Here is a 24,861-nt window from a genome sequence, read left to right on the forward strand (position 1 = left end):
AATTCTTCATCTTATTTCAGCCACAATGAGATACTGCATGCAGTTTGCTGCTTTCTCAGTCAGGCCTTCCCGCGCAAGTGTACACTATTTTTTACAAATAACTTTTAATGTAAAGATAGGTTTAATATTGCATTCTAATTAAAAAAATGATTGCAACATAATATTGAACCCGATACCTTACGTAAGTTAAAGCATCTCAGGGCCAGATTCCCTGATAGGTGCGTCGTGATAAGAGAGGAAGAAGAACCGAATGTTTCAGACTGATGATGTAAAAATAAAACGAATTAAAGAACTACTCCCGCCGGTAGCGATTCTTGAAAAATTTCCGGCAACTGACGTGGCAGCTTCAACAACCTTTAACGCCCGTAAAGCCATTCATCATATTCTGAATGACAAAGATGACCGCCTCCTTGTGATTATCGGGCCATGTTCTATCCACGATCCGGAAGCCGCCATCGAATATGGCAAACGACTGAAAACGATGCGTGATGAATTAGGTGACAATCTGGAAATTGTCATGCGCGTCTATTTTGAAAAGCCACGGACGACCGTGGGCTGGAAAGGTCTCATCAATGACCCGTACATGAACGATACTTACAAAATCAACGAAGGCCTGAAAATCGGACGTAAGTTGTTGCTGGAGCTGACCAATCTGGGCATGCCGACCGCCAGTGAATTCCTCGACATGATCACACCGCAATACGTTGCCGATCTGATTAGCTGGGGCGCAATTGGCGCAAGAACCACCGAATCTCAGGTCCACCGCGAACTGGCTTCCGGTTTATCCTGCCCGGTCGGATTCAAAAACGGTACCGACGGCAATATCAAAATTGCAGCGGATGCCATTCGCTCGGCCCGGGCCTCTCACCACTTCCTCTCTGTGACAAAATTTGGTCACTCCGCGATTGTTGAAACCGCCGGAAACCCGGATTGCCACATCATTTTACGTGGTGGTAAAGAGCCCAATTACAGTGCCAAACATGTTCAGGAAGTCAAAGATAAACTGACCGCAACCGATCTGCCGCAAAAAGTGATGATTGATTTCAGCCATGCGAACAGCAGTAAGCAGTATCAGCGTCAAATGGTCGTTGCTGAAGATGTTTCAGTACAGCTTGCTAATGGTGAAGATCACATCTTCGGGGTGATGATTGAATCACACTTGGTTGAAGGCCGTCAGGATTTAGTTGACGGACAAGCACTGACTTATGGTCAGTCAATTACAGATGCATGTATTGGCTGGCAAGATACGGAGCAGGTGTTACGTCAGCTCTCAGCGGCCGTTGAAGCCCGGCGCAAAACCAAAGCCGCGCAAGCTTAATAATAGAAGTCGCTGGCGTTTTCGCTTGACAGACCGCGCTCGCAGAACAAAGCAAACCCCGCTGATAAGCGGGGTTTTTTCATAGCCAAAGCCGTCGGATCATCCCCCGAATACTCAGTCTTCACCGGTGACCGTTTGCGCAATCTGCCGTATCGTTCTCCGGTAGATTAACCAAGCACACAGGCCCGCCAGTATGTTGCCGACCATTGAACCGATGTAAATGCCTTTCAGTTCTGCTATCTGCGCCCCAATCCACAAGCAAGGGAGGAAAAACACAAACAGCCGCAACGCGGAAATCACAAGCGCAGTGTATGATTTTGCCAACGCATTTTGAATCGAGACCATGAGCATACAGATACCTAACGGACCAAGACTGATCGGCACAAAAATCAGATGCCAGCGAAGTAATTGCTGGATCATCTCGGCGTCCGCCATCCATACCACAATCGAACTCGCCAGAAAGAATACCAAGACAGCAAGCACTGTCTGAAAAATCAGCACAAACCTTACCGCAATTCCGACCAGATGCCGGATGTCCGTAATTTTGCGCTCCCCCAGCATTCTGGCCACCATTGGCGGCATCGCCATTGTGAGCGCCAGAACCGCCACCAGCGAGAAAAATTCAAACCGCGACCCGACCGCCCAGGCGGCAACGGGTTCATTACCGAACGATGCCAGAATATGGGTTGCCATCATCGAAGAGATCGGTGGCAGTAGCTGACTGATAGTTGCCGGCCCCATGACCTGTAAAATCGAGTTCACACTGGCCCGAATGTCCAAGCCTTCCCAGTGAAAGGTCATCCAGTGACGAGAAATAACTTTCACCGCGACCACGGCAACCCCGATGCCAAACGCACAGATCGTTGCTAGTGCCGCGCCATTAATCCCCAAGTCGAATGAGAAAATGAAAATCGGGTCCAGAATCAAGTTCACCACACTGGTGACCATCATCATGGTACCGGGGAGGATGGTATTACCATTGGCCCGACAGATGCTATACAGAAAATACAGGGTTGCACCGACCCAGGCACTGATCAGCCAGACAATCCAATATTGATCGATGATGGGAAAGACTTCTGGCGTTGCACCGAGTAGTGCCAGAATCGGATGACGTAACAGATAAATCAGCACCGTCAGAACCGCCACACTGATACTGCCAATGGTCAGAATCAAACCACCCAACTGTTTCGCGTCCTGTTGTTTACCTGCACCGAGGACACGGGCAATCACGGAGGTGGTCGCGATGCCCAACCCGACCTGCAAACCGATGATGACCATCTGCATTGGTAGAGTAAATCCTTGGGCAGCCAGCGGCAAAACGCCCAATTGCGCAATAAAAATACTGTCAACCAACTGGAATCCCATCAGAGAAAGCACACCAAAGACCATCGGCCAAGTCATGGTCAGAAGCTGGCGACCCAGTGATTTTGGAACATTTACAGTGTTCTGCATAAAAATAGAAGCTCTTCTTTTGTCAGATCAAATCAAACATTATTGACACATTTCACCCGAACATCAGTACGATAGAGCAACCCCTTGGGATTCACCGAATCGTACTTATCTTTAATTCTGATTTTGTTCGGTCAAAAGGAACGCTAGTCTACTGACTCCGTGATGATTATCAAAGTACTCTTTCCTGTTCACCATCATTTCATGATTCGGTTACATTTCACCATAAACTGCTGCTTATTTGTCCAATCAGATACGAATCAGCACTAAGTCACTAAAATTGCAAACAATTACATCTACACTGAATAAAAAAGGAAAGGGTGAGGAAATCATGGCAATCGAAAGACTACAAACACATCAGCTTTATCATGTCGCCAAACTGGAAAAACTTGCCAGTAAGTCTACAAAAGATTTACCCCCCATTGATGAGATCGTCGGGCAGGAGCGGGCACAAAAGGCGGTTGAATTCGCCATGTCGATCAAAGAGAAGGGATATAATATTTACGCCATCGGCAGAAACGGTCTTGGAAAAAGGACGATGGTGCTCCGCTATCTGAACCGTCACCAACACGAGCCGGATGCCCTGTTTGATTGGTGCTACGTCGCCAATTTTACCGAAAGTCGCACCCCGAAAGTCTTAAAGCTGCCACGCGGCCTCGGTAGCCAACTGCGTCAGGATATCGAGAAACTACTCGAAAAACTGGTGGGTGCCATTCCGCTGGCATTCGATAATGAGCTATATATTGGCCGGGCAGAACAGCTCAAAAATCAATTGGCTGCCAAGCAGCAAAGTGAATTAGAGCAAATTACCAAAGACGCAAAGGAAAAAGGCGTGAGCCTGACCATTACCCCGCAAGGTGATTATCAATTCATTGCCATGAATGGTGAGGAGATGCACACCGAATCAACCTTTGAGGCCCTAAGTAAAGAAGAACAAACCTATTTCAGTGAATCCATTGACGAACTGGAAGTCAAACTGCGCAATATGGTCCGTCAACTCTCAGAATGGGAAGAGAACTACAACGAAAAAATCAAAAAACTCAATGATGAAGTGACCGGTGAAGTACTCAATCACTTCATCAAAAAACTGAAAAAGGATTATTCCGGTTATCCGGAAATCAAAACTCATCTGGAAGATCTACGCAAAGACATCATTGATAATGTCGATATTTTTCTTGAGGAAAGTGGTGAGCAAGGTGAAATCTCGGCAGCCGCACTGGATAAAAAATTACCCCGCCGCTACAAAGTCAATGTATTGGTGAGTCATCCGGAGGATTGCTTCCCGATTGTGGTTGAAGAGAATCCAAACTATCACTCACTGTTCGGTTATATTGAAAACGCGACTTATAAAGGCACCGTCTTTACCGATTTCTCACTGATTCGCTCGGGCAGTTTACATCGCGCCAATGGCGGGGTGTTACTGATGGACGCCATAAAAGTGCTGGAGCGCCCCTATGTCTGGGACGGACTCAAACGAGCTCTGCGGTCACGTCAGATCAGCATGACATCGCTCGAACGAGAGGTGACGTTGAGTGGTGCTATCTCACTGGATCCCGAACCGATTCCGCTGAATGTGAAAATCATCCTGTTTGGTGACTATCGCACCTACCAACTGCTGACGCATTATGATCCGGAGTTTGGCGAACTGTTCCGGGTCACCGCTGATTTTGAAGATGAAATGCCTCGCAACGCGGATTCTGAGTTGCAATATGCGCGCTTTATTTCCAGCTTCGTGCACGATAACAATCTGCTGCACTGCGATCGTAAAGCGATTGGCCGCATCATTGAACACAGTTCTCGGATTGCCGGGGATCAGAATAAACTGTCATTACACTCGGCACATATTGCTAACTTGCTACGTGAATCGAACTATGTTGCCAAACAGGCCAACTCGAATATGATTCGTCTGGGCCATGTGGATGCCGCCCTGCACAACCAAGAGCTGCGAGTCAACCGGATCCAGCATAATGTCATGGAAGGGTTTACCAACGGTACGACGCTAATGCAAACCGAAGGGGATGCGATTGGTCAGGTGAACGCGCTGTCGGTACTCAGTACCACCGATCATATGTTCGGTGTGCCGAATCGCATCACGGCAACCACTTGTTATGGTGAAGGCGATATTATCGATATCGAACGCAGTGTGGATCTGGGTGGCAGTATTCACTCCAAAGGCGTGATGATCCTCACCGCATACCTCCATTCCGTATTGGGTAAAAATGCCAAACTCCCACTCACCACCACCCTGACGTTTGAGCAATCCTACGGTGGCGTTGATGGTGACAGTGCCAGTATGGCTGAGTTCTGTGCGATTCTCTCGGCGTTTTCAAAACAGCCAAACCGGCAGGATATCGCCATTACCGGTTCGATGAATCAGTTTGGAGAATCACAGCCGATTGGCGGTGTAAATGAAAAAATTGAGGGATTTTTTGATGTCTGTACAATCAAAGGCCGTCACCCGGAGCAAGGTGTGATAATTCCCCGCTCAAATGTGCACAACCTGATGCTCCGCCATGACATTGTCAATGCGATCGAGAAACAGGAATTCCATATCTGGGCGATTGACCATGTAACCGAGGCGATCGAAATCTTCACCGGTAAACCCGCCGGCACCGCGACTGAAGATGGCAGTTATCCGATCCATTCGGTCTTTGGCATTGCACAGGCAAAACTGAACGCAATGCGTAAATAAGCCCAGATACTATTGGCTATCTGCCGGAAACATCTTATCCGCAGGTTGTCTCCGCTCAGGTAGCCAAATAGTTTTGACCATCAATCAGACACGCGTTTAGCTTAATATATTGATAAAGACGACCATGAAGATACAACCATACTCCCCGAAATGGGCAAAAGAGATTGCCGACTTATTTTATCAATCGGTGCATGCCATTGATCCCTCGGTGTATACCCCTGAGCAGCAAGAAGCCTGGGCACCGACACGCATTGACTATGAACGCTGGTTCAAGCGGCTGAGTCACAAGCAACCTTGGGTCGCAATCATGGACAATCGGGTTGCCGGGTTTATTGAACTGGATGCCGATGGTCATATTGATTGCACCTATACACATCCAGATTTTCAGGGAATCGGTGTTGCCAGTTCACTTTATGAACATTTGCTTGCAAAAGCGACAGAAATGGGTCTTGAGCGTTTGTACGTTGAGGCCTCGCTCATTGCGAAACCTTTCTTCTCACGTCGTGGATTTTCAGTGATCAAACAGAATGAATTACAACGAAACGGTGCGTTTTTGATCAATTTTACAATGGAAAAATATCTCAGCCCGACGCACCACCATCACAAGCACAATACGTGATTCGTCTCATCAAAAAGGCAGCCAACCGACTGCCTCATGGTTTTACTGGCGCAATTCGCATTGACGATATAACGGATTCACTCAAATGGATGTCAGTTGCACTCTCATTTACCAATGCTGGCAGAGAAGCATGAAAGTGAGAGGACTCACACATCGTTGTCGTCCGGGCACTGGTATTTTAAAGCACTGTAAGTAACGACATGCATACCTAAATGGTGATCAGAATATGAATGAATTTGAAAAAATGAGTTCAGGTCTGGAATTTGATCCTACCAGTCCCGAATTCGCTGAATTGAGAAATAAAGCATTTGATTTATTGAAAGAGATTAATTCGCGCCAGTTTGAAGCAGCCAAGCCTTATGTTGCCCAGTTATTAAAGCATGTAGGAGAAAATACCGTCGTATGTCCGCCCTTCTTATGTGAATATGGAAAAAGCATTTCGATCGGTAGCCATACTTATATCAACATGGGAGTAACCATGCTAGATAATGCGCCAATCCATATCGGCAACCATGTTTTAATTGGTCCCAGTACACAATTTTATACGCCGACACACTCGTTGGATTACCGGCAACGCAAACATTGGGAATTTCAGTGTGCACCGATTGTCGTCGAAGATGATGTCTGGATCGGGGGGAACGTCGTGATTTGTCAGGGTGTGACGATTGGTGCCCGCTCGGTTGTCGCAGCAGGCGCAGTCGTGACTAAAGATGTTGCACCGGACACTTTAGTGGGTGGTGTACCGGCTCAATTCATCAAAGCGCTGGATAACCGTCACTAGTCGTCCCCTTCCCCAGCCTGCAATCCTCTGATTTATTCTTCTCATCGAAAATAGTGATTGACCTCAACTTAACTTGAGGTCTTATGTTGACCTCAATCTTGCCCTATCGGGTGTTATATCAACGTTCATTCATCCCCAACGTATATTGAGGTCATCATGAGAAATGATATTGGTTTTACCCATGTCGCACTGTCAGCGAAGGACATCGACAAAAGCATTCACTTTTACAGGACTTATGCAAATATGTCCGTGATGCATGAGCGAGTCGATGAAGACATCGACAAGCGCGTTGTCTGGTTATCCGATAAAACCCGACCATTCGTCTTAGTGCTTGTTCAAAACAACGATCCAACGCCGGTGCTTGGTCCGTTTGCCCATCTTGGTGTGGGTTGTCGTGATAAAAATACAGTCGATCGGTTATGTCATCAGGCAAAAAAAGAAGGTATCTTAGTGAAAGACGCTGTCGATTCTGGCTATCCGGTTGGATACTGGGCATTTATTCGTGATCCGGACGGCCACACCCTTGAGATTTCTTATGGGCAAGAAATTGGTTTGACGGTAGAAAAACATCAAGCATAACCAAATATTCAGCCGACTCTCAGATGTCGGCTGATCACGATTTGATACACGAGCGATGAATAAGGGGTTGATTGAGCATGTTTGAATTAGATCATCTGATGATCGAAGTTGATGACCCGCAACACGCAGCAAACCATGTTTCGAAAGCACTGGGATTACCTTTGGCATGGCCTTTGACAGAAAAGGATGAATACACCAGTATCGGCGTTAATTTTGGTGATATCAATATTGAGTTCATCCGCTTCCGGGTTCGGTTTGGCATTCAAGGCCAAAGATTCAACGGATTGAGTGGTGTGGCACTCAAAACTGAAGCCTCCGTCGAGACGGTGACAACGCAGCTCGATCAGTCAGGATTAAGTTATCGCATTGGCGAAACTTGTGAAGCACATACCACACTGCCAATCGAAGAGAATCAGTTATTCCCAACAGTATTTGTGGTCAAATATCATTTTAATACAAGCGGCTGGCTCCAACGTCTACAGAAAGATTTCACTGAATGTCAGGGGGGAAAATTTCATATCACGCGCCTTCAGTCACTCTCTATTTCCCCGCCAAAAACACCGCTTCATGCCGCAAATCTGTTACCACTCCACTTTGGCGAGAGTAACCGAATCACCTTTGAGTCACGCCATGATGAAGAGACCGTTATTGTTGACTTAATCGAGAACTTAGAGGTCGTCATCATGCCCCGTAAACAGCAGCAATAGCGACTTCAGAGACAGAATCACTTCCAATTTGAATAAGGATGTATCATATGAAAACGATTGGCCTGTTAGGCGGCATGAGCTGGGAATCGACACTCAGCTATTACAAAGCAATCAATGAGTCGGTACATCATCAACTCGGTGGCCTGCATTCAGCCAAAATCTGTTTATACAGTGTTGATTTTGACGAAATAGAGCAGTTACAACACCAAGGGAAATGGGACGAAACAGCCATCATACTATCCGATGCAGCTAAATCAGTGGCCTCGGGCGGTGCTGATTTTTTATTGATTTGTACCAACACCATGCACAAAGTTGCCCCGCAAATTGAATCATCAATCTCAATTCCCATTCTTCATATTGCAGATGCCACGGCAGAAAAATTACGCGCCGATGGTATGCAAAAAGTCGGACTGCTTGGGACTCGATTCACCATGGAACAAGACTTCTATAAAAATCGTTTAACCGAAAAATTCGGGATTGAAGTGATTGTGCCAAATTCGGATCAACAGACCGTGATTCATGACATCATTTATCAAGAGTTGTGTCTGGGTGTCATCCGTGATGATTCTCGGGCACAATATTTAAACGTCATTCAAAGTTTATCGGCACAGGGGGCTGAAGCCGTTATTTTAGGGTGTACGGAAATCGCCTTACTGGTCAAACAAGAACATACGGATGTGACTCTATATGACACCACAGCGATACATGCTGAAGCAGCAGTCTTGCTTGCTTTAAAACAATAGCTGAACCATAGCGAGGGAAAATATGAGTTTTATCGATCTATATACAGCGTCTTTCTGGGGGATTTTGGTCATGCTTCTCACATGGCTCATCCAAGGGCTGGTTGCCGCAACATCCAAAGCATCCCAAAAAGATGCCATCCCGGGGAAAATTGATCAATCACTGAGCCATGACTCTTTTGTTTTCAGGTCTCACCGTACTTTTATGAACTCGCTGGAAAATCTCCCGATCATGTTGGGGACATCGTTTTTAGCCATTCTGATGGGCACGGATGTATTTTGGACCGGCGTTTTTATCTGGATTTTTGCCGGCGCAAGAATTGTCCACATGGCCTTGTATTATGGGATTGCCACAGAAGTCAATCCTAGTCCGCGCTCCTATTTCTTCTTACTCGGTCTGTTGTCCAATATCTGCTTACTGGTCTTATGTGCGCTCACGCTTGCCTGACAAGGATAGGGATGAAACGGTACATTGACCCGAACCCACACCTCAGAAAATACTGAACCTTGAGTCACACAGTCCTCAAGGTTCAGGTTCAAGGTGAAGTCAGCTCACCTTGACGGATATCATCTTCTTATTCAGAAACTATTCAGAAACGAACGTTTGCACTGACAAAGGATCCGCATAAGCCGTAAATCGGTTGTTACTGACTGCATATTTACCGGCGTAACCTACATTCTGAGATGCTGAAGTCACATATTTTGTCATTGAACCCACAGTGCCATTTTGTAACGTAAAGTCTAGCTTCTTATGTGAGTTCGTTTTGTTAACAACTGCAATGACAAGCTTACCGGAACGGTTTTTATAAGCGGTCACATAAACATTACTCTCAGGAACTTCCGTTGCGGCAATACGTACATCTCCCGGACGGATGAATTTAGAGAATTGTGACATGATATAACCACGTTTACTGATGTTACCATCTTCAGTTAACATGCCGTAGCTACGACGGAGATACCACCAGATATACGCACTATAGTTAGAAACCATGCTTTGGTGCAGCTCTAAACCAACGTTCATTGCTTTATCCCAAATATTGGCATTGTCAGTATCGGTATAGTGCTCGGTCATCCACAATTTTTTGCCTTTCTGCAGTGCCAGCGGATAGTTTCTGGGTTGAACACCATATAAATGTCCGCCAATGATATCAATATGACTACTTGCAACAGAGTCTTTTAAAATTGGATCAGAAAGAGCTGGATTAAAGCCTAATGATTCCGGTGCTAAAATTTTAAGCGAAGAATCCAATCGCCAGCCTTGATCATTTAAATAATTGACAAAGTCTGCACCCGACCAGTCGCAAGACTCATAATTAGGATGCCAATCCGGTTCATTTTGGATTGATAAGGCATAAATAGGCGCATTTTTACCAGCCATATAATTGGTAAAATCCATTAAATGGTCGGTATATCCCCAATAATGCTCTTTTTTAAGTTTCCCACCATTATTCACATTATTGTTGGTCTTCATATAAGCAGGTGGTGACCAAGGCGTTGCCAATAGTTTTGCACCATAAGAATAAGCAATCTGAGCTGTTGGTACTTGTCTGTACCATTGATTTGAATCAGGATCGATTCGCATACGCATAATGGATAAACCCATTTGGCCGTCACCATTGCCAAATGCTTTGGTCGCTTGTGCAGAGGTTAGATCATTGACCCACCCCGGCGCATTCATCGCACCAAACCCATCAATTTCTTGATATTCAGTATTGAAATTAATGTATACAGAACCTGCAACAGCATTTAAACTCATTGAACTGAGTAATAAAGCTGTTGAAATCCCTAGTAATTTTTTCATTTCCATATTTACCCAACCTTGTTTGTTAGTGTTCAATATTGTCTGGCAGAGATCGCTGCCAATTGATTGACTCAACCACACAGAAATCATCTGGTGAGTGAAATTTAACGAAAACAACCTAGTAAAGAAAATAATTTGAAGTTCATTCCAATCTCTATATTAGGCAGCTCTGCTCACTATGCCACGCTGTACAATAAGTGCAACCTACAAAAGTCAGAATATATGACTAACGCCTAGTAATTAGGTATTCATAAAATATATTTAATTCAATAAAAACCTGGTTTGTTGTGACGTACGCCGTACTGATTTAAATACAATTTAAATTATAAAAAATTTAAATTAAATGAGAGAGATTCGAATATAAAAACACATTGACCAACGAATAATCATGAAAAAAAACCACTAGTTCTTTATTTATTGATGACTATTTAAAAATATATATCATAAAATTCAAACCTGTATTTTCATATGATTTTACATGATTTATTCATCTTATGTTGATGACTGAGCTATCAGTTATGAGATATGTAATTTGACCCGGTTTTATGAAGATGCCTGCAAGGAAGAGAGACGCCCCGGCGAGGTGTCTCTCTGATGTTTATTCCTACCCATGATTACCGTTCATGCTCAGGTAGTAATGGGGGAATTTCTGGTAATTGCAACGCATTATCGATATCTGCCTGCGTCATTTTAAATTTATCAGGGTAATGCTCACGACTTGTTCGTCTGAGCGGCTCTGTAGAACGCCAGGTATAGAGGCATCGTTGACATTGATAGACCGTCCATACATCGGGAACCGGGGATTGCGCAAGTGACACAATCTCTTCATGAGCACAGCGTGGACAAATCATTGTTTACCTCCCTTTGCTTCGTCAAGCATTCGGGTCAATTTGACGACCCATTCTTTCGTCTCGGGCAGATCTTTCACGGGCATCCCGTAGTTGCCTCGATTATCCGGTGCTACCGGCGTTGTCGCATCAATAATCAATTTATCCGTGATACCCGCTGGAGATGAGCCGGGATCCAGTTCAAGGACCGACATATTGTGCAGTTGCACTAAATCACCAGCCGGGTTCACTTTTGATGACATCGCCCACATCACTTGTTTTAAATCGAAAGGATCAACATCTTCATCGACCATAATGACCATTTTGACATAGCCAAGGCCATGCGGTGTGGTCATGGCACGCATCCCGACAGATCTGGCAAACCCGCCAAAACGTTTCTTCGTCGAAATAATCACAAGTAACCCATGGGTATACATGGCATTCACTGCCTGAACTTCAGGAAACTCGGCTTTGAGTTGTTGATATAAAGGAACACAAGTTGCGGGCCCAATCAAATAATCAACTTCTGTCCATGGCATGCCGAGGTATAAGGATTCGAAAATTGGATTCGTCCGGTAAGAGACCTTATCAATTCTGACCACCGTCATTCTTCGTCCGCCCGAATAATGTCCGGTAAACTCACCGAAGGGTCCTTCGATCTCACGGACACCACATTCAATGACCCCTTCGAGCACAACTTCTGATCCCCAAGGCACATCAAATCCGGTCAGCGGCGCTTTCACAATCGGATAAGGCGATTCTCTGAGTGCACCCGCCATATCGTACTCAGACTGATCGTATTTGAGCGGTGTCGCGCCCATCAGCGTAATGATCGGATCATTACCAAGCACAATAGCAACGGGCAGATCTTCTCCCCTTTCCTCTGCTTTATGTAAATGAATCGCAATGTCATGCATCGGAATCGGTTGCAAACCCAGCTTCCTTTTGCCTTTGACTTCCAGCCGATAAATCCCGACATTCTGCTTGTCAAAACTTTCCGGATCAGTCGGATCCCGGGAAATCGTACACGCCTTATCAAGATAGAAGCCACCATCCCCGTCGTTGAGCCGGAACAACGGCAAAATATCAAACAGATTGATCGCGTCACCATCGACGGTATTTTCTGCCCAAGGCGGATGATCCCGGTATACCGGCGCCACCGGGAAATTCTCCCAACGGCGAATGAATTCGTCGATCTGCGCTTTGACTGGCGTATTCGGTGGTAACCCAATCGATATTGCATGATTTGGCCATGATCCAACGGTATTCATCGCCACTCTGGCATTAGTAAATCCCTCAATATTGTCGAACCAAAGCGCCGGCGCGCCATCACCGATTCTGCCGGCAGCATTGGCTGCAGCCGCGATATCCGGTTCGGCTTTGACCTGCTCGGTAACTCTCAGCAGCTGGCCTTGCGCTTCTAACGCATCTAAATAACTTCTTAAATCATCAAAAATCATTCACGATTTCCCCATCATGTCTATTGGTTCCTTGAGAAAGACCTTGCCAGCGCTTCGCAAACGGTGCATCCAGACCAAACTGGTCCAGCACCCTCGTCACAATATGCTGTTTAATATCCTCGACAGACTCAGGTCGGTTGTACCACGCAGGCATCGGGGGCACCATTGCAACCCCCATTCTGGCAAGCGCCAGCATATTCTCTAAGTGAATCGGATTGAGCGGCATTTCCCGCGGAACAAGCACCAATCGACGTTGCTCTTTTAAGATCACATCCGCAGCCCGGCCAATTAACCCCTCCGCATATCCGGAGCGGATACCGGCCAGCGTTTTCATACTGCAAGGAATAATAATCATCCCGTCAGTCCTGAATGAACCGGATGAAATTGCAGCCGCCTGATCCGCAGAGTGATGCGTCACATCGGCCAGAAGACTGACTTCTCTGGCCGTCATCGACGTCTCAAGTTCAATGGTCGTTTTTGCCCAACGCGACATCACAAAATGTGTTTCTACATCCGGGATTTGCTGTAAAGCCTGCAACAGCGTGACCGCCAGGGGTGCTCCGGTAGCACCCGTCATTCCAACAATTAGCCTCATACACCCTCAAAACTGTGTTTAACCACATTGTTCGTACACGAACAATGTGGTTAAACTAAATCTTATATACCCAAAAAGCAATCTTAATATTTCAAATCAGTGAGACTGACGTTTCCTTGAGATAACTTACGTATATAATTAATAATATACGTAATGAATGGATATTTTGAATGACCCGGCGCCCTCCTTTCTTCATCAATCTCAAGGATGATCTGAACAGATGACTGACACATTAGATTCGGCTGTATTTCACTTAATGCGGAAACTATTTCAAGCACATACGTCCTGTTGGCAGGAAGCACTACCCCATGTCACAAAACCACAGTTTTCCGTTTTACATGCGATCGCCCAATCACCGGGAATTGAACAAGTTGACTTGGTGGAAGCCGCCATTACCACCAAAGCAACATTGGCAGAACTACTGGGCCGAATGGAAAAACGGGGGCTGATTAACCGACAGCATGGTACCCAAGACAAAAGACGCCGTTTTGTCTATTTAACCGAGGAAGGGGAACAACTTTACCATGCGTCAATGCAAGTTGTTCAAGCGCTCGATATGAAATTTCTGAGTCGTATCTCAGCCGCAGATCAACAGCAGTTACTGCGTATTCTGAGTACATTATCAGTCAACCCGTAACCGACATCGATATGCTTATCCAGAGATAAGCCCCCACAACGTCAAAAGCACCGAGATGAGTCGGTGCTTTTACATAGGTCGGTTCTTTGTATGCAGTATCAGCCCCCGGCAACCCACTGGCGCTTGGTTTTGATACTGGAAAACAGCATATAAAGACAGGTACTGAGAGAAATCACAAATAAATAACCAAGCAGTCCCTGACGGCCTTGCATGAACCAGTCAGCCATGATCGGCCCCACAACAGAACCAACGCTATAGCTAAACAACATGACCTGTGTGGCAGACACAATGTAGTTGGCATCCAACTTGTCACATCCCAGATTAATCGCAATCGGATAAAGGGCAAACGTTGCCATACCCAACAGAAATAATCCAATCACCAACGTCTCCATTCCGGCATAAAGCACAGGCAAGACTGACGCGCCAGCCCCGACCAGACAAAACATGGCCATCAGGAGTTTACGTCCCATCAATTTTGAGAACCAGGGAATCATCGGTTGTACCGCCATAGCCCCGAGAATCACTAACGCCAACAAACTGCCAAGGTGCGTGGTCGCGATCCCACGATTTGCCAGCTCAACCGGCATCAGACCATAAATCGCCCCAAGCAGCAGTCCCGAAACCAAGCAACCAATCAGGGCCGCATGATCCAGCTTCGCCATCTGTTTCCAGGACAAACTTGTTGCTTGCTGTGCCGGCGGTTGATCCGTTTTCCCATAGATTAATACGGCAGAGGCCAACACTAACAGCACAATAATGATCGCAAATGGTATGTCCCCGGAGACACCTAAACCGATCCCAAGCTGACCAACCGCAGTACCACCATACAAGGCCACCATGTAAATCCCTAAACGCTTGGCCCGTTGAGACGCTTCACCATGTAACAACCAGGATTCGACCACCACAAAGACTCCGGCAACCGCAATCCCGGCGACAAAACGTGCAACAAGCCAGACCGAGGCATCAGGCAAAAATGGTAATACCACAATCGAAAGGAGTAAGATCACCAGACACCAGATGAACGCAATACGATGCCCGTAACGATTCACAAAAGGTTCCATCATCATCGCCCCCAGCAATAAACCTGCATAAAAAACACTGGCAAGCCAGCTCGCAAGTGATTCATCAAGCTCATAGTGAGTCAGGATCAGCGGGATCAGGCTCATCAGATAGCCGGACGCAATCGCATACAGAGCCAAAGCGATCACGGGTACCGCGATACGCTGAGTCGCAACAGGGGAAGTATTCAACTGAATAGCCTCGAAATCAGGTGGAACAATAAGGAACAGGAGATTTTCGCGGCGAATATCGCGCTAACACATGGAAAGATAAAATGAAAAATTGTGGTCTTAACGATTAATAATTTTTATCAAACAGAGAAATTGGTATTTTTGATTAAATAACGAGAAATATATGGTTAAAAAAACTAATCACTCGACTTTAAATCAGTGTTTCATAGCATGATCTTCATCACACTAAAAACGATCTTTCACTCAAATAGTTTCATCGTGTCAGATCACACTGTCGCTGTTTGTTGGTGGTCAATCAGTTGACGAGCCAGAGTATCAACCATCTGAGGAATTGTGGATAGATGGTCGGGTGTTGCCTGATCGATATGAATGCCACAACTGACAGAAACCACACAATTCAGTGCAGAAGCAATCATCTGAGCGATATGATGTGCCAACAAGTCTTCTTTGTGGCCCATAACACACAGCACCGAGGTCGATGCACTCCCCTTCGATGCATCTTGTAAGCTTGCCCGCGGTTGTGCCAAAGCAACCGCACCGATATGTGCAGCATCTCCACCATGGATGGTCACGAGCAAATCCCGCCCGACGCGAACAGCGACTAATTCAATCACAATATCAGCAGATTTGAGCGCTAACCGCACAATGTCATCTGACGGATGAGATGGTGTCATGCTTTTCTCCCTATTTCAGTGATTGATAATCGCCGCCCGTATTGCTGGTGCGGTCTGCATCGTAGTCGCAATGAGGCAGCGTGTAAAGCCTCATGATTGGTAGCGACTGAGACTAAATGACGCCTGAAGGTCATGAAAAATAAATCATGATTCGCGGAGGATGTTTGTTTTTGTGGTGAAGATGTTACCCTGATAGTCACAATGCAATCCGAGCAAGCTGATTGCTTTGGTCAGCTCAATCAATCTATGAACTCAATCAACCCATTCAATTATCGCACAATGGAGGCTTAGTGATTAATCAAACACAGACCAAACTGGACATCAATATCGGTAGTGAACATCTGGTTATCCGGCAACGTTATGAAGCACTGAGTGCCTTCAATGATCTGCTCATTGCGATCTGGTTTCTGATCGGTAGCTTCTTTTTCTTAAACAATTCGTTGGTTGAGAGCGGGACTTGGCTATTTATCGTCGGCAGTGCTCAACTCCTGATTAAACCCTTCATCAAACTCACCAGTCTGGTTCATCTTTATCGGATCCAAAATCGCTGCAACGATTGATACGACATCGGCTCCCACGTCTACCTTTGATACACGTGGGAGCCGATGAGGCAGGATGGACAATAAATCAATGGCGAGCGTTATTTCGCTTGATGCTTATCATTACCAGCATCAGGCGTTTCTCCGACCACACCCTGACTCATTTCAGGGGCTTCACCCATCATCTCTTGATCTGTCTTCGGTGCGCTTTGATCAAGTGAGTTTTGGCCATTATCCATGGTCTGAACACCATCCATTGTCGCAGGATCGACTGGCACTTGGCCTGCATCCATTGTTGCCGGGTCGGTTTGTTCGCTGCTGCTGGTGGTTTTCTCAGTAGTTGCGTTATCATCGTTACATGCCGTTAGGCCAAAAGCAATTGCGGTTGTCAGTAGCATCATGGCAATCGGGTTGGATAGTTTAGACATACTTCTCTCCTGTTTTTCGAACGGCTGATGCGTTCACATTAAATCGACTGAAGCTAGTGTAGTGAATTACGCAGCGACAATTTCAAATTTCAGGTCAGGAATTCGTACTAATTATGTAAGAAATCAATCATTTCCCTGACCGAAAAAACAAACTGTGCAGCAAACAACAGATCGAAAGATTCAAAAACAGCTATATTGATGATTCATGAATCCCATTATAAAAAGTCAAATAGGTCACATCATGCAACGTCAGTCTTCATCGAATCCGTCTTTAGAACTATCAGCACCATACCAACACCTGGTCACCCGCTTATCAGCCCGGCTCGATCCTGAATGTATTATCACGCAACCGGAACAACGGTTAGCTTACGGCACGGATGCCAGTTTTTACCGCCTGATTCCGCAAGTGGTGTTACGATTGAAAAATATCGATGAGGTCATTTTTACGTTGCGCGTTTGTCATGAACTCGATATTCACCTGACCTTCCGGGCCGCCGGCACCAGCCTGTCCGGTCAGGCAGTCTCCGATTCAGTCTTACTCACCCTGACCGACGACTGGCGCAACTATCAGATTGCAGATCAGGGCCGAAAAATCAGCTTACAGCCCGGAGTAATCGGGGCGGATGCCAATCGTTATCTGGCACCCTATCAACGCAAAATCGGACCGGATCCCGCCTCCATCAACGCATGTAAAATCGGGGGAATCGCGGCCAACAATGCCAGCGGGATGTGCTGTGGAACAGCACAGAACTCATATCAGACCGTTGCAGACATCCACATTATTCTGGCCAACGGAAGTGAACTCAATACCGCCGATCCGGCGAGCATTCAGGCATTCAAACAACACAACCCCACGTTGATCGACGGAATTCAAACGCTCTGCGAGCAAACACGAGCGAACCGGCAACTGACGGATTTGATTCGGCATAAATACCGCCTGAAAAACACCACCGGCTATGCCCTCAATGCCTTGATTGACTACACCGATCCAATAGACGTGATTAAACATTTGATGATTGGCTCTGAGGGCACGTTAGGATTTATTGCCGAAATCACCTACCACACCGTGGCAGAACATCCGTTTAAAGCATCAGCACTGCTGGTCTTTTCTGACATAGACCAAGCCAGTCAGGCTGTCACCACACTCAAACAGACCCCGGTAGCAGCCGTGGAAATGATGGATGGGCGTTCACTGCGGGCCATTGCCGACAAACCGGGTATGCCGGGTTTTATTGCGACACTGGATGAACACGCAACGGCGTTGCTGATTGAGTCTCATGCTCACAATGATTTGCAACTCACAACGCAATGTGAGCAGATCATGCAGCAACTCGCGACTTATTCAATTCTGGAGTCCGTCCCATTTACCACGGATCAGCAAACGGTGACCACACTCTGGGGAATCCGTAAAGGCCTGTTCCCGGCGGTAGGCGCGGTCCGTGAAACCGGAACAACGGTCATTATTGAAGATGTAGCCTTTCCGGTTGAACATCTGGCAGGCGGTGTGCGTGACTTGCAAATGCTGTTTCACAAACATCACTACCATGAGGCGATTATTTTCGGTCATGCGCTGGAGGGCAATTTACACTTTGTCTTTACCCAAGGCTTTGAAGCGCCGGAGGAAATCGAACGGTATCGTGCATTTATGGATGATGTCGCGCAACTGGTCGCGGTCAAATATGGCGGCTCGCTGAAAGCAGAACACGGCACAGGCAGAAACATGGCCCCCTATGTTGAACTGGAGTGGGGGGAAGCAGGCTATGCACTGATGCAACACATTAAAACGCTGTTTGACCCGCATGGCAGACTCAACCCCGGAGTAATTCTCAATTCAGACCCACAAGCGCATGTTCAACATCTCAAACCCATGCCACCAGCCAACCCACTGGTTGATCACTGTATTGAATGTGGCTTTTGCGAAGCGGTATGTCCCTCCCGCACCCTGACCCTCACCCCGCGCCAACGGATTGTATTGTATCGGGAATTACAACATCGTCGAACCCCTGAAGACCATGCAGATGTTCAGGCGTTAGAACAAGCCTTTGAATATCAGGGCATCGATACTTGTGCGGCAACAGGCTTGTGTGCCACGCGCTGCCCGGTCGGGATTAATACCGGTGATTTAGTGAAACAGCTGAGAACCGAGAAATATCGGCGCTATGATGCAATTGCCCGCTGGACCGCGAACCATTTCGCCACCACAACGCAACTTGCCAGAACCGGACTCAAACTCAATGCATCAACAACACGTCTGCTCGGTGCAAAGCGGATGCAACACTGGAATCAGCGCTTACGTCACCATATAAAGATACCGCAGTGGTTGCCAGAAATCCCGACACCAAACCATGATCGTGACGTGCTGACAAAACATCGCGAGTGCAACGCCCAGAAGAAAGTCGTCTATTTTCCTTCCTGCGCGAGCCGGGCAATGGGGGTCACACCACAAGGTCAAGATCAGCGCTCGCTCACCGAAGTCACACGCCGACTTCTGGATAAAGCAGGATTTGCAGTCATTATTCCTGACCATTTAAACGAACAGTGCTGTGGCATGCCTTATGACAGCAAAGGGATGACATCAAACGCACAATACAAGGCACAACAGTTAGAGCAAACCTTACTCGACGCCTCTAAGCAGGGCCGTTATCCAGTTCTGATCGATACCAGCCCGTGTGTGCAACGGCTGAAAACGGAATTGAGTTCCGACATACAAATTTATGAACCCGCAGAATTTGTCAGCCGCTACCTGTTAGAATCGCTGACCATAACCCCGACGGAAGAAACGATTCTGCTGCACATTACCTGTAGTGCACGCAAAATGGGCTTAGAAAATGTGATGTTAAAACTGGCACGAGCCTGTGCCCGTGAAGTGATCGTCCCCGAGCATATTCAGTGTTGCGGCTGGGCCGGAGATAAAGGTTTCACCACACCAGAGTTGAATCAGGCAGCGTTACAACCACTGAAAAATCAGATTCCACCGGAGTGTAAACGCGGTTTCAGTCATAGCCTGACCTGTGAAATTGGTCTTTCACACCACAGCGGCATTCCTTATCAATCGATTTTATATCTGGTGGATGAAGTATCCGCTCAGAGCAACGCTTGAAAAAACGACAGCCCGATTTACATTGTAAATTGGGCTGTCGCTTTTCAACACGTCCGGACTACGGTTCTAATTTATAATAAACCGTCGCCAATGGCGGTATCCGTAACAACAACGAATGTGTCAGTCCCTGACTCGCCACCGGTTCCGTTTGAGCGGCACTGACCACCCGATAACCACTGCCGTGATATTCCTCATCATCTGAGTTAAAAATCAGTCGGTAATGGCCCTGTACCGGCATTCCCAACCGGAAATCATCATGAGGGACGGGCGTAAAATTACTAATCACCAGAATCCGCTCGCCGGATTCACTGATACGTTCATGCGCCAAAAGACTGATTTCCGCAGCATCAGCAAGACGCCATTCAAATCCTTCTGGCACCGAGTCAGTCTCATATAATGCTTTTTCCTGACGATACAGGGCATTCAAATCTTGTGTCAGTTTCAACACCCCTTGATGACGTTCATATTCCAGCAAAAACCATTGCAGCTGACTTTCATGTTGCCACTCTCCGGTTTGCCCGAATTCTGCCCCCATGAAATTGAGCTTCTTGCCCGGCTGACCATACATATAACCGAGGTAAGCTCTGAGATTAGCGGTCTGTTGCCATTCGTCTCCCGGCATTTTATTGTGCAGTGACCGCTTCCCGTAAACCACTTCATCGTGAGACAGCGATAAAATATAGTTTTCACTAAACGCATACAGTAACGGGAAAGTCACTACATTATGGTGATATTTTCGGTGCACCGGGTCATGCTGAATATACTCAAGGCTGTCATGCATCCAGCCCATATTCCATTTGAAACCGAATCCCAATCCACCGAGAAATGTCGGCATGGAAACTCCGGGGAATGCCGTCGATTCTTCAGCAATAGTCATCGCATTGGGGAAATGTTTATACACTTCCTCATTCATCCATTTTAATGTCGCGATCGCATCATAATTTTCCCGTCCCCCGTCAACATTCGGGATCCACTGATCATGGCTGCGCGAATAATCGAGATAAAGCATCGAAGCCACCGCATCAACGCGGATGCCGTCAATGTGGAACCGGTCAAACCAGAACAACGCGTTGGATACCAAAAAACGGCGCACATGTTCGCGGCCCATATCATAAATATAAGAATTCCAATCCTGATGCCAGCCACGACGCGGGTCGGGATCGTGATAAAGCGGCGTCCCGTCAAAATTATTCAGGCCATGGCCATCGGCCGGGAAATGAGCGGGGACCCAATCTAAGACCACACCAATATTGGCTTGATGACACTGATCGACAAAATACTTGAAATCATCCGGTGAACCATAACGGCTGGTTGGTGCAAACAGACCAATCGGCTGATACCCCCATGAACCATAAAAAGGATGTTCGGCAATCGGCATCAGTTCAACATGGGTATACCCCATATCGATCAGATAAGGCACCAGTAGATCGGCCAATTCCCGATAGTTGAGAAACTCTCCGTCGGCCCCGAGCTTCCATGAACCGATATGTAATTCATAAAATGACAATGGCTCTTTGCGTTTTTCGGTAATTGGCCGATGTTGCCATGCCGTATCCTGCCAGTCATAACGAGTATGATCATAAGTCACAGAAGACAATGACGGGAACTGTTCCGCGTAGAAGCCCCACGGATCCGCTTTATGCGGTAGTCCTTCACCATTCGGGCCTTTGATCTCAAATTTGTACTGTGTGCCTTCCGTCATTTCCGGAATAAAGATCCCCCAGATACCATAATCCAGCCGTTGCATCGGGTGACGGCGCCCATCCCACTGATTGAAGTTGCCAATCAGCGCGCAGGATGACGCATGAGGTGCGTAAACGAGAAAACGAATCCCCTCGATCTGCTTGCCACCGCGTTCCAGAGTAACGAACTGCGCGCCAAGATGTCGATACATAGAGATCGGCGTATGTAAGTCATCATATTCCGCATAGATAGCATGATACTGGTACGGGTCATCTAAGATCTGCTCTCCCCCTTTCCAGCGTACCAATAAACGGTAGTGGGTCAGACGCAACCCCATGTCCGACTGAAGAATAAAACCGCCACTTTCTTCTGGCGACATTTCTATCGGATCCTGTTCATCAAGTAACACGAAGACCTGAAGTGCGCCGGGCATCCATACCCTAAGAACACCTTGCTCGGGAGAAATAAATGGCCCTAAAAAGGCAAATGGATCAGCAAATGATGCCTGCGCCAACTTTTGATAAGTCTGCTGCTTTTTTGTCAGCTTCTGCTTCTGAACGGTTTTCAATATCCTTACTCCTAACCTAACGAACCTATCTTTACCCGCAATCAGACCTATACCCTATCCTGACACGGTCAAATCCCCGGATGCCATCAACCTGTTGCTCAAATAACTCAACCTGTAGTTTACAAAACCATCGGATCCGGTTGAGTGACGTCCATTCAACTCTGGGATCACCCATCTGTCGTAACCTGATGCTGACAAGCTCTCGTCGCCGATATTCGTGCTGCCAAATGTTGTATCGATGGCAGTGAGAATAATGTTTCTAACGGCACACACAGCTTACGCCGCCAATTGGGATATTCCTCAACCGTTCCGGGAATGTTGACGGGATTGTCCATTTGTAACCAGTCTTCGAGTTGAATACTCATCAGTGCTGATGAACCGGCAGCCATATGTAAATGCATCGCTTCACACAACGCTTCATTCATCGGCACGGTCATCGCATCCCGCCCGACACCGTCAGGCAACAGCCCATGCCAGGCAATCGAATCCAAAATAGCTTGTTTCTGATGCAAACGAACATCCATTCTGTATTTAAGCTGTGCTTCATCAGGATAAAGCCCGATGTCACGCCCCATGTTCAAATCCAGACAGTGCCAGAATCCCCGTAGCGTCGGCATGTCATGAGTACACAATGCCGACATCGACTGCACGGTATAATGTGCCGGAGAAAAATAGCCGCCATCTTCAGCCGTTTGAAAAAAGAAGACTTTATAAGAATAGATGCCGGCATCTGCGAGCAGAGTAACGATCTCTTTCGGGACCGTACCTAAGTCTTCACCAATGACACTACACTGATGGCGATGCGATTCCAGCGCTAGGATGGCAAGCAATTCATGCACACGATAATACAGATAAGCCCCTTGAGTCGCCGGTTCTTCCCGGGGGATCCACCAGAGCCGCAACAGCCCCAGAATGTGGTCGATCCGCAAGGCGCCGCAATATTTCATATTGGCGCGCAGGAGCTGAATAAAAGGTTCATAAGCGAGTGTTCTCAGTGTCAATGGATTGAGCGGCGGCAATCCCCAGTTCTGCCCGAGCGGACCCAGTTCATCGGGCGGCGCACCAATACTGACATCAAGTAATAAGTTGCCCTGATCCGCCCACACTTCCGCACCGGACTCAGCAACACCAACGGCGAGATCGCGATACAGTCCGATTACCATCCCTTGTGCTTCCGCAGTATGCTGGACGGCCTGAATTTGTTCATCGGCGATCCATTGCAAGTAGAGATACAAATTGATGCGATCCTGATTTTCACGCAGATAATCTTGTACCGCAGCACTGTGAAAATGCTGATAATGCTCGGGGAAAACCTGCCATCCCCAAAGACGGGCATCTTGCTCACACAGGTCAGCATGAATCGCGTCAAAGGCGGCCTGAGAGAGTAAAGACTCACCGCCTTGCGCAACAAAATCATGAAATGCCTGTCCGCGTTCAGTCAATATGTCCAAATGCTGATGTTTAAAAGTCTCATAGAGCAGCGGCAGAATTTCCATTTTCAGTGCGGCAACATCGGTATACTGAACCCATTCACTGGCTCTTACTGCACTCAGGCGTTGACAGAAATCGGGGCTCGCGATCTGTTGCTGGGCCTGTGGGCAGCCACTCAATTCAGGAATCGCATTCACATCAATGTATAAAAGATTAATCCAACGGCGAGAAGAAGGGCTGTAAGGGCTGGCACTTTCAGGATAAGCAGGAAACAAGGCATGGATCGGATTTAAGCCGACAAAATTTGCGCCCAATTCAGCCATCTTGATCACAAGTTGTTTCAAGTCACCAAAATCACCGATCCCCCAGTTCTGTTGCGAACGCAAGGTATACAACTGCACGCTGGGGCCCCATAATTTCTCACCCTGCTGCAATGCCGGTTGCTTGAAACAGGCAGGTGGTGCCACAATAATTCTGGTCTGATAAGGCGTCTGACGTCCTTTCCGTAATACCGATAAAGTGTGATAGCCAAGAGGCAGTACCGTCGATAAAGAAAACACCAGCGGCCCGCCTTCATCCCGCTCATCTCTGACAATCTGGGACTGAAGATACCCTTCGTAGCGTTCTCCCTGCTCGGTTTCCAGCGTCCACTGAAACTCACTTTCTCTTGCACTACTGCCGAGATACAACGGCACTTCAATCACCTGATCAGCCTGACCAAACAAAACCGGCTCCAGAATCGGCTGTTTATGAATTCTCTCAGCTGAGTGAAGTAATGCCTCCTGTGACTGCGTGTCATAACCCAACGCATTGAGTAAATATTCAATCGTTTGGCGACTGACAACGGCTTCTTTCCCTAAATTACTGGTATAGCGATCAGCAATCCCCGCCTGATGGGCGACCGCCAATAAGCGGTCTTGTTCAATTTCCATGACAGCCCTCCTGATATAGAAGTGGTGACATGCTGAGTCACCGTCCGCGTC

21 protein-coding genes are annotated in these 24,861 nt (G+C 47.0%); 11 read left to right on the plus strand and 10 right to left on the minus strand.

Annotated features, from left to right (window positions below; genetic code table 11):
- Positions 1-250: 250 nt before the first annotated feature.
- Positions 251-1,318, plus strand: a complete 1,068-nt coding sequence (gene aroG, locus OCV37_RS19590; RefSeq protein ID WP_038184547.1) for a 3-deoxy-7-phosphoheptulonate synthase AroG — start codon at positions 251-253, stop codon at positions 1,316-1,318.
- 114 nt (positions 1,319-1,432) lie between these two features.
- Here aroG and OCV37_RS19595 read toward each other — a convergent pair whose 3' ends face one another.
- Positions 1,433-2,770: an MATE family efflux transporter gene (locus OCV37_RS19595; protein ID WP_038184544.1), complete on the minus strand. Its 1,338-nt coding sequence runs from the start codon at positions 2,768-2,770 to the stop codon at positions 1,433-1,435.
- Positions 2,771-3,098: 328 nt separating this feature from the next.
- Here OCV37_RS19595 and OCV37_RS19600 point away from each other — a divergent pair, with 328 nt between their 5' ends.
- From OCV37_RS19600 to OCV37_RS19630, 7 genes are all read left to right on the plus strand, one after another.
- On the plus strand, positions 3,099-5,459 hold the full coding sequence (locus tag OCV37_RS19600; protein ID WP_038184541.1) for a Lon protease family protein: 2,361 nt from the start codon (positions 3,099-3,101) through the stop codon (positions 5,457-5,459).
- A 124-nt stretch (positions 5,460-5,583) separates the two neighbouring features.
- Positions 5,584-6,078: a GNAT family N-acetyltransferase gene (locus tag OCV37_RS19605; RefSeq protein ID WP_038184539.1), complete on the plus strand. Its 495-nt coding sequence runs from the start codon at positions 5,584-5,586 to the stop codon at positions 6,076-6,078.
- Positions 6,079-6,304: 226 nt separating this feature from the next.
- Entirely contained in the window at positions 6,305-6,859 is a 555-nt protein-coding gene (locus OCV37_RS19610; protein WP_038184537.1) for a sugar O-acetyltransferase, read from the plus strand.
- Between the two features lie 156 nt (positions 6,860-7,015).
- Positions 7,016-7,438: a VOC family protein gene (locus tag OCV37_RS19615; protein ID WP_038184535.1), complete on the plus strand. Its 423-nt coding sequence runs from the start codon at positions 7,016-7,018 to the stop codon at positions 7,436-7,438.
- 77 nt (positions 7,439-7,515) lie between these two features.
- Complete coding sequence (locus OCV37_RS19620) at positions 7,516-8,145, plus strand: hypothetical protein (protein WP_038184532.1); 630 nt, start codon at positions 7,516-7,518, stop codon at positions 8,143-8,145.
- 47 nt (positions 8,146-8,192) lie between these two features.
- Positions 8,193-8,888, plus strand: a complete 696-nt coding sequence (locus tag OCV37_RS19625; RefSeq protein ID WP_038184529.1) for an aspartate/glutamate racemase family protein — start codon at positions 8,193-8,195, stop codon at positions 8,886-8,888.
- A gap of 22 nt (positions 8,889-8,910) precedes the next feature.
- Positions 8,911-9,333 (plus strand): MAPEG family protein, encoded by a 423-nt coding sequence (locus tag OCV37_RS19630; RefSeq protein WP_038184526.1) that lies wholly within the window; start codon positions 8,911-8,913, stop codon positions 9,331-9,333.
- A 138-nt stretch (positions 9,334-9,471) separates the two neighbouring features.
- Here the strand turns inward: OCV37_RS19630 and OCV37_RS19635 are convergent, their stop codons facing one another.
- From OCV37_RS19635 to OCV37_RS19650, 4 genes are all read right to left on the minus strand, one after another.
- Complete coding sequence (locus tag OCV37_RS19635; RefSeq protein ID WP_038184524.1) at positions 9,472-10,692, minus strand: glycoside hydrolase family 30 beta sandwich domain-containing protein; 1,221 nt, start codon at positions 10,690-10,692, stop codon at positions 9,472-9,474.
- Between the two features lie 608 nt (positions 10,693-11,300).
- Entirely contained in the window at positions 11,301-11,537 is a 237-nt protein-coding gene (locus tag OCV37_RS19640; protein WP_038184523.1) for a non-oxidative hydroxyarylic acid decarboxylases subunit D, read from the minus strand.
- The gene (locus tag OCV37_RS19645; protein ID WP_038184521.1) at positions 11,534-12,973 is read right to left on the minus strand and encodes a non-oxidative hydroxyarylic acid decarboxylases subunit C; all 1,440 of its coding nucleotides are present in this window, start codon (positions 12,971-12,973) and stop codon (positions 11,534-11,536) included. The genes OCV37_RS19640 and OCV37_RS19645 overlap by 4 nt, the downstream gene beginning before the upstream one ends.
- A complete protein-coding gene (locus tag OCV37_RS19650) occupies positions 12,963-13,568 on the minus strand; it encodes a non-oxidative hydroxyarylic acid decarboxylases subunit B (RefSeq protein WP_038184519.1) in 606 nt (201 codons plus the stop codon). Before OCV37_RS19650 ends, OCV37_RS19645 begins: the two co-directional genes overlap by 11 nt.
- 220 nt (positions 13,569-13,788) lie before the next feature.
- Between OCV37_RS19650 and OCV37_RS19655 the strand changes: the two genes are divergently transcribed.
- Positions 13,789-14,205 carry a MarR family winged helix-turn-helix transcriptional regulator gene (locus OCV37_RS19655; protein ID WP_038184517.1) on the plus strand — a complete coding sequence of 139 codons (417 nt, stop codon included), beginning with the start codon at positions 13,789-13,791 and terminating at the stop codon, positions 14,203-14,205.
- Between the two features lie 98 nt (positions 14,206-14,303).
- Here OCV37_RS19655 and OCV37_RS19660 read toward each other — a convergent pair whose 3' ends face one another.
- Together OCV37_RS19660 and lpdD are read right to left on the minus strand one after the other, a co-directional pair.
- A complete protein-coding gene (locus OCV37_RS19660; RefSeq protein WP_084717519.1) occupies positions 14,304-15,455 on the minus strand; it encodes an MFS transporter in 1,152 nt (383 codons plus the stop codon).
- A 266-nt stretch (positions 15,456-15,721) separates the two neighbouring features.
- Entirely contained in the window at positions 15,722-16,129 is a 408-nt protein-coding gene (lpdD, locus tag OCV37_RS19665) for a prenylated flavin chaperone LpdD (protein WP_051680775.1), read from the minus strand.
- Positions 16,130-16,422: 293 nt separating this feature from the next.
- Between lpdD and OCV37_RS19670 the strand changes: the two genes are divergently transcribed.
- On the plus strand, positions 16,423-16,689 hold the full coding sequence (locus tag OCV37_RS19670) for a YrhK family protein (RefSeq protein WP_038184707.1): 267 nt from the start codon (positions 16,423-16,425) through the stop codon (positions 16,687-16,689).
- A gap of 80 nt (positions 16,690-16,769) precedes the next feature.
- Here the strand turns inward: OCV37_RS19670 and OCV37_RS19675 are convergent, their stop codons facing one another.
- Positions 16,770-17,096 (minus strand): hypothetical protein, encoded by a 327-nt coding sequence (locus tag OCV37_RS19675; protein WP_038184513.1) that lies wholly within the window; start codon positions 17,094-17,096, stop codon positions 16,770-16,772.
- 241 nt (positions 17,097-17,337) lie between these two features.
- Here OCV37_RS19675 and OCV37_RS19680 point away from each other — a divergent pair, with 241 nt between their 5' ends.
- Positions 17,338-20,196 carry an FAD-binding and (Fe-S)-binding domain-containing protein gene (locus tag OCV37_RS19680; protein ID WP_038184509.1) on the plus strand — a complete coding sequence of 953 codons (2,859 nt, stop codon included), beginning with the start codon at positions 17,338-17,340 and terminating at the stop codon, positions 20,194-20,196.
- A 58-nt stretch (positions 20,197-20,254) separates the two neighbouring features.
- On the opposite strand, the gene glgB is transcribed toward OCV37_RS19680, so the two are convergent.
- Both glgB and malQ read right to left on the minus strand, forming a co-directional pair.
- On the minus strand, positions 20,255-22,447 hold the full coding sequence (glgB, locus tag OCV37_RS19685; RefSeq protein ID WP_038184508.1) for a 1,4-alpha-glucan branching protein GlgB: 2,193 nt from the start codon (positions 22,445-22,447) through the stop codon (positions 20,255-20,257).
- 167 nt (positions 22,448-22,614) lie between these two features.
- Positions 22,615-24,804, minus strand: a complete 2,190-nt coding sequence (gene malQ, locus OCV37_RS19690; RefSeq protein WP_390902310.1) for a 4-alpha-glucanotransferase — start codon at positions 24,802-24,804, stop codon at positions 22,615-22,617.
- Positions 24,805-24,861 lie beyond the last annotated feature (57 nt).

This window comes from Vibrio rhizosphaerae (assembly GCF_024347095.1).
GTDB classification, from domain to species: Bacteria; Pseudomonadota; Gammaproteobacteria; order Enterobacterales; family Vibrionaceae; genus Vibrio; species Vibrio rhizosphaerae.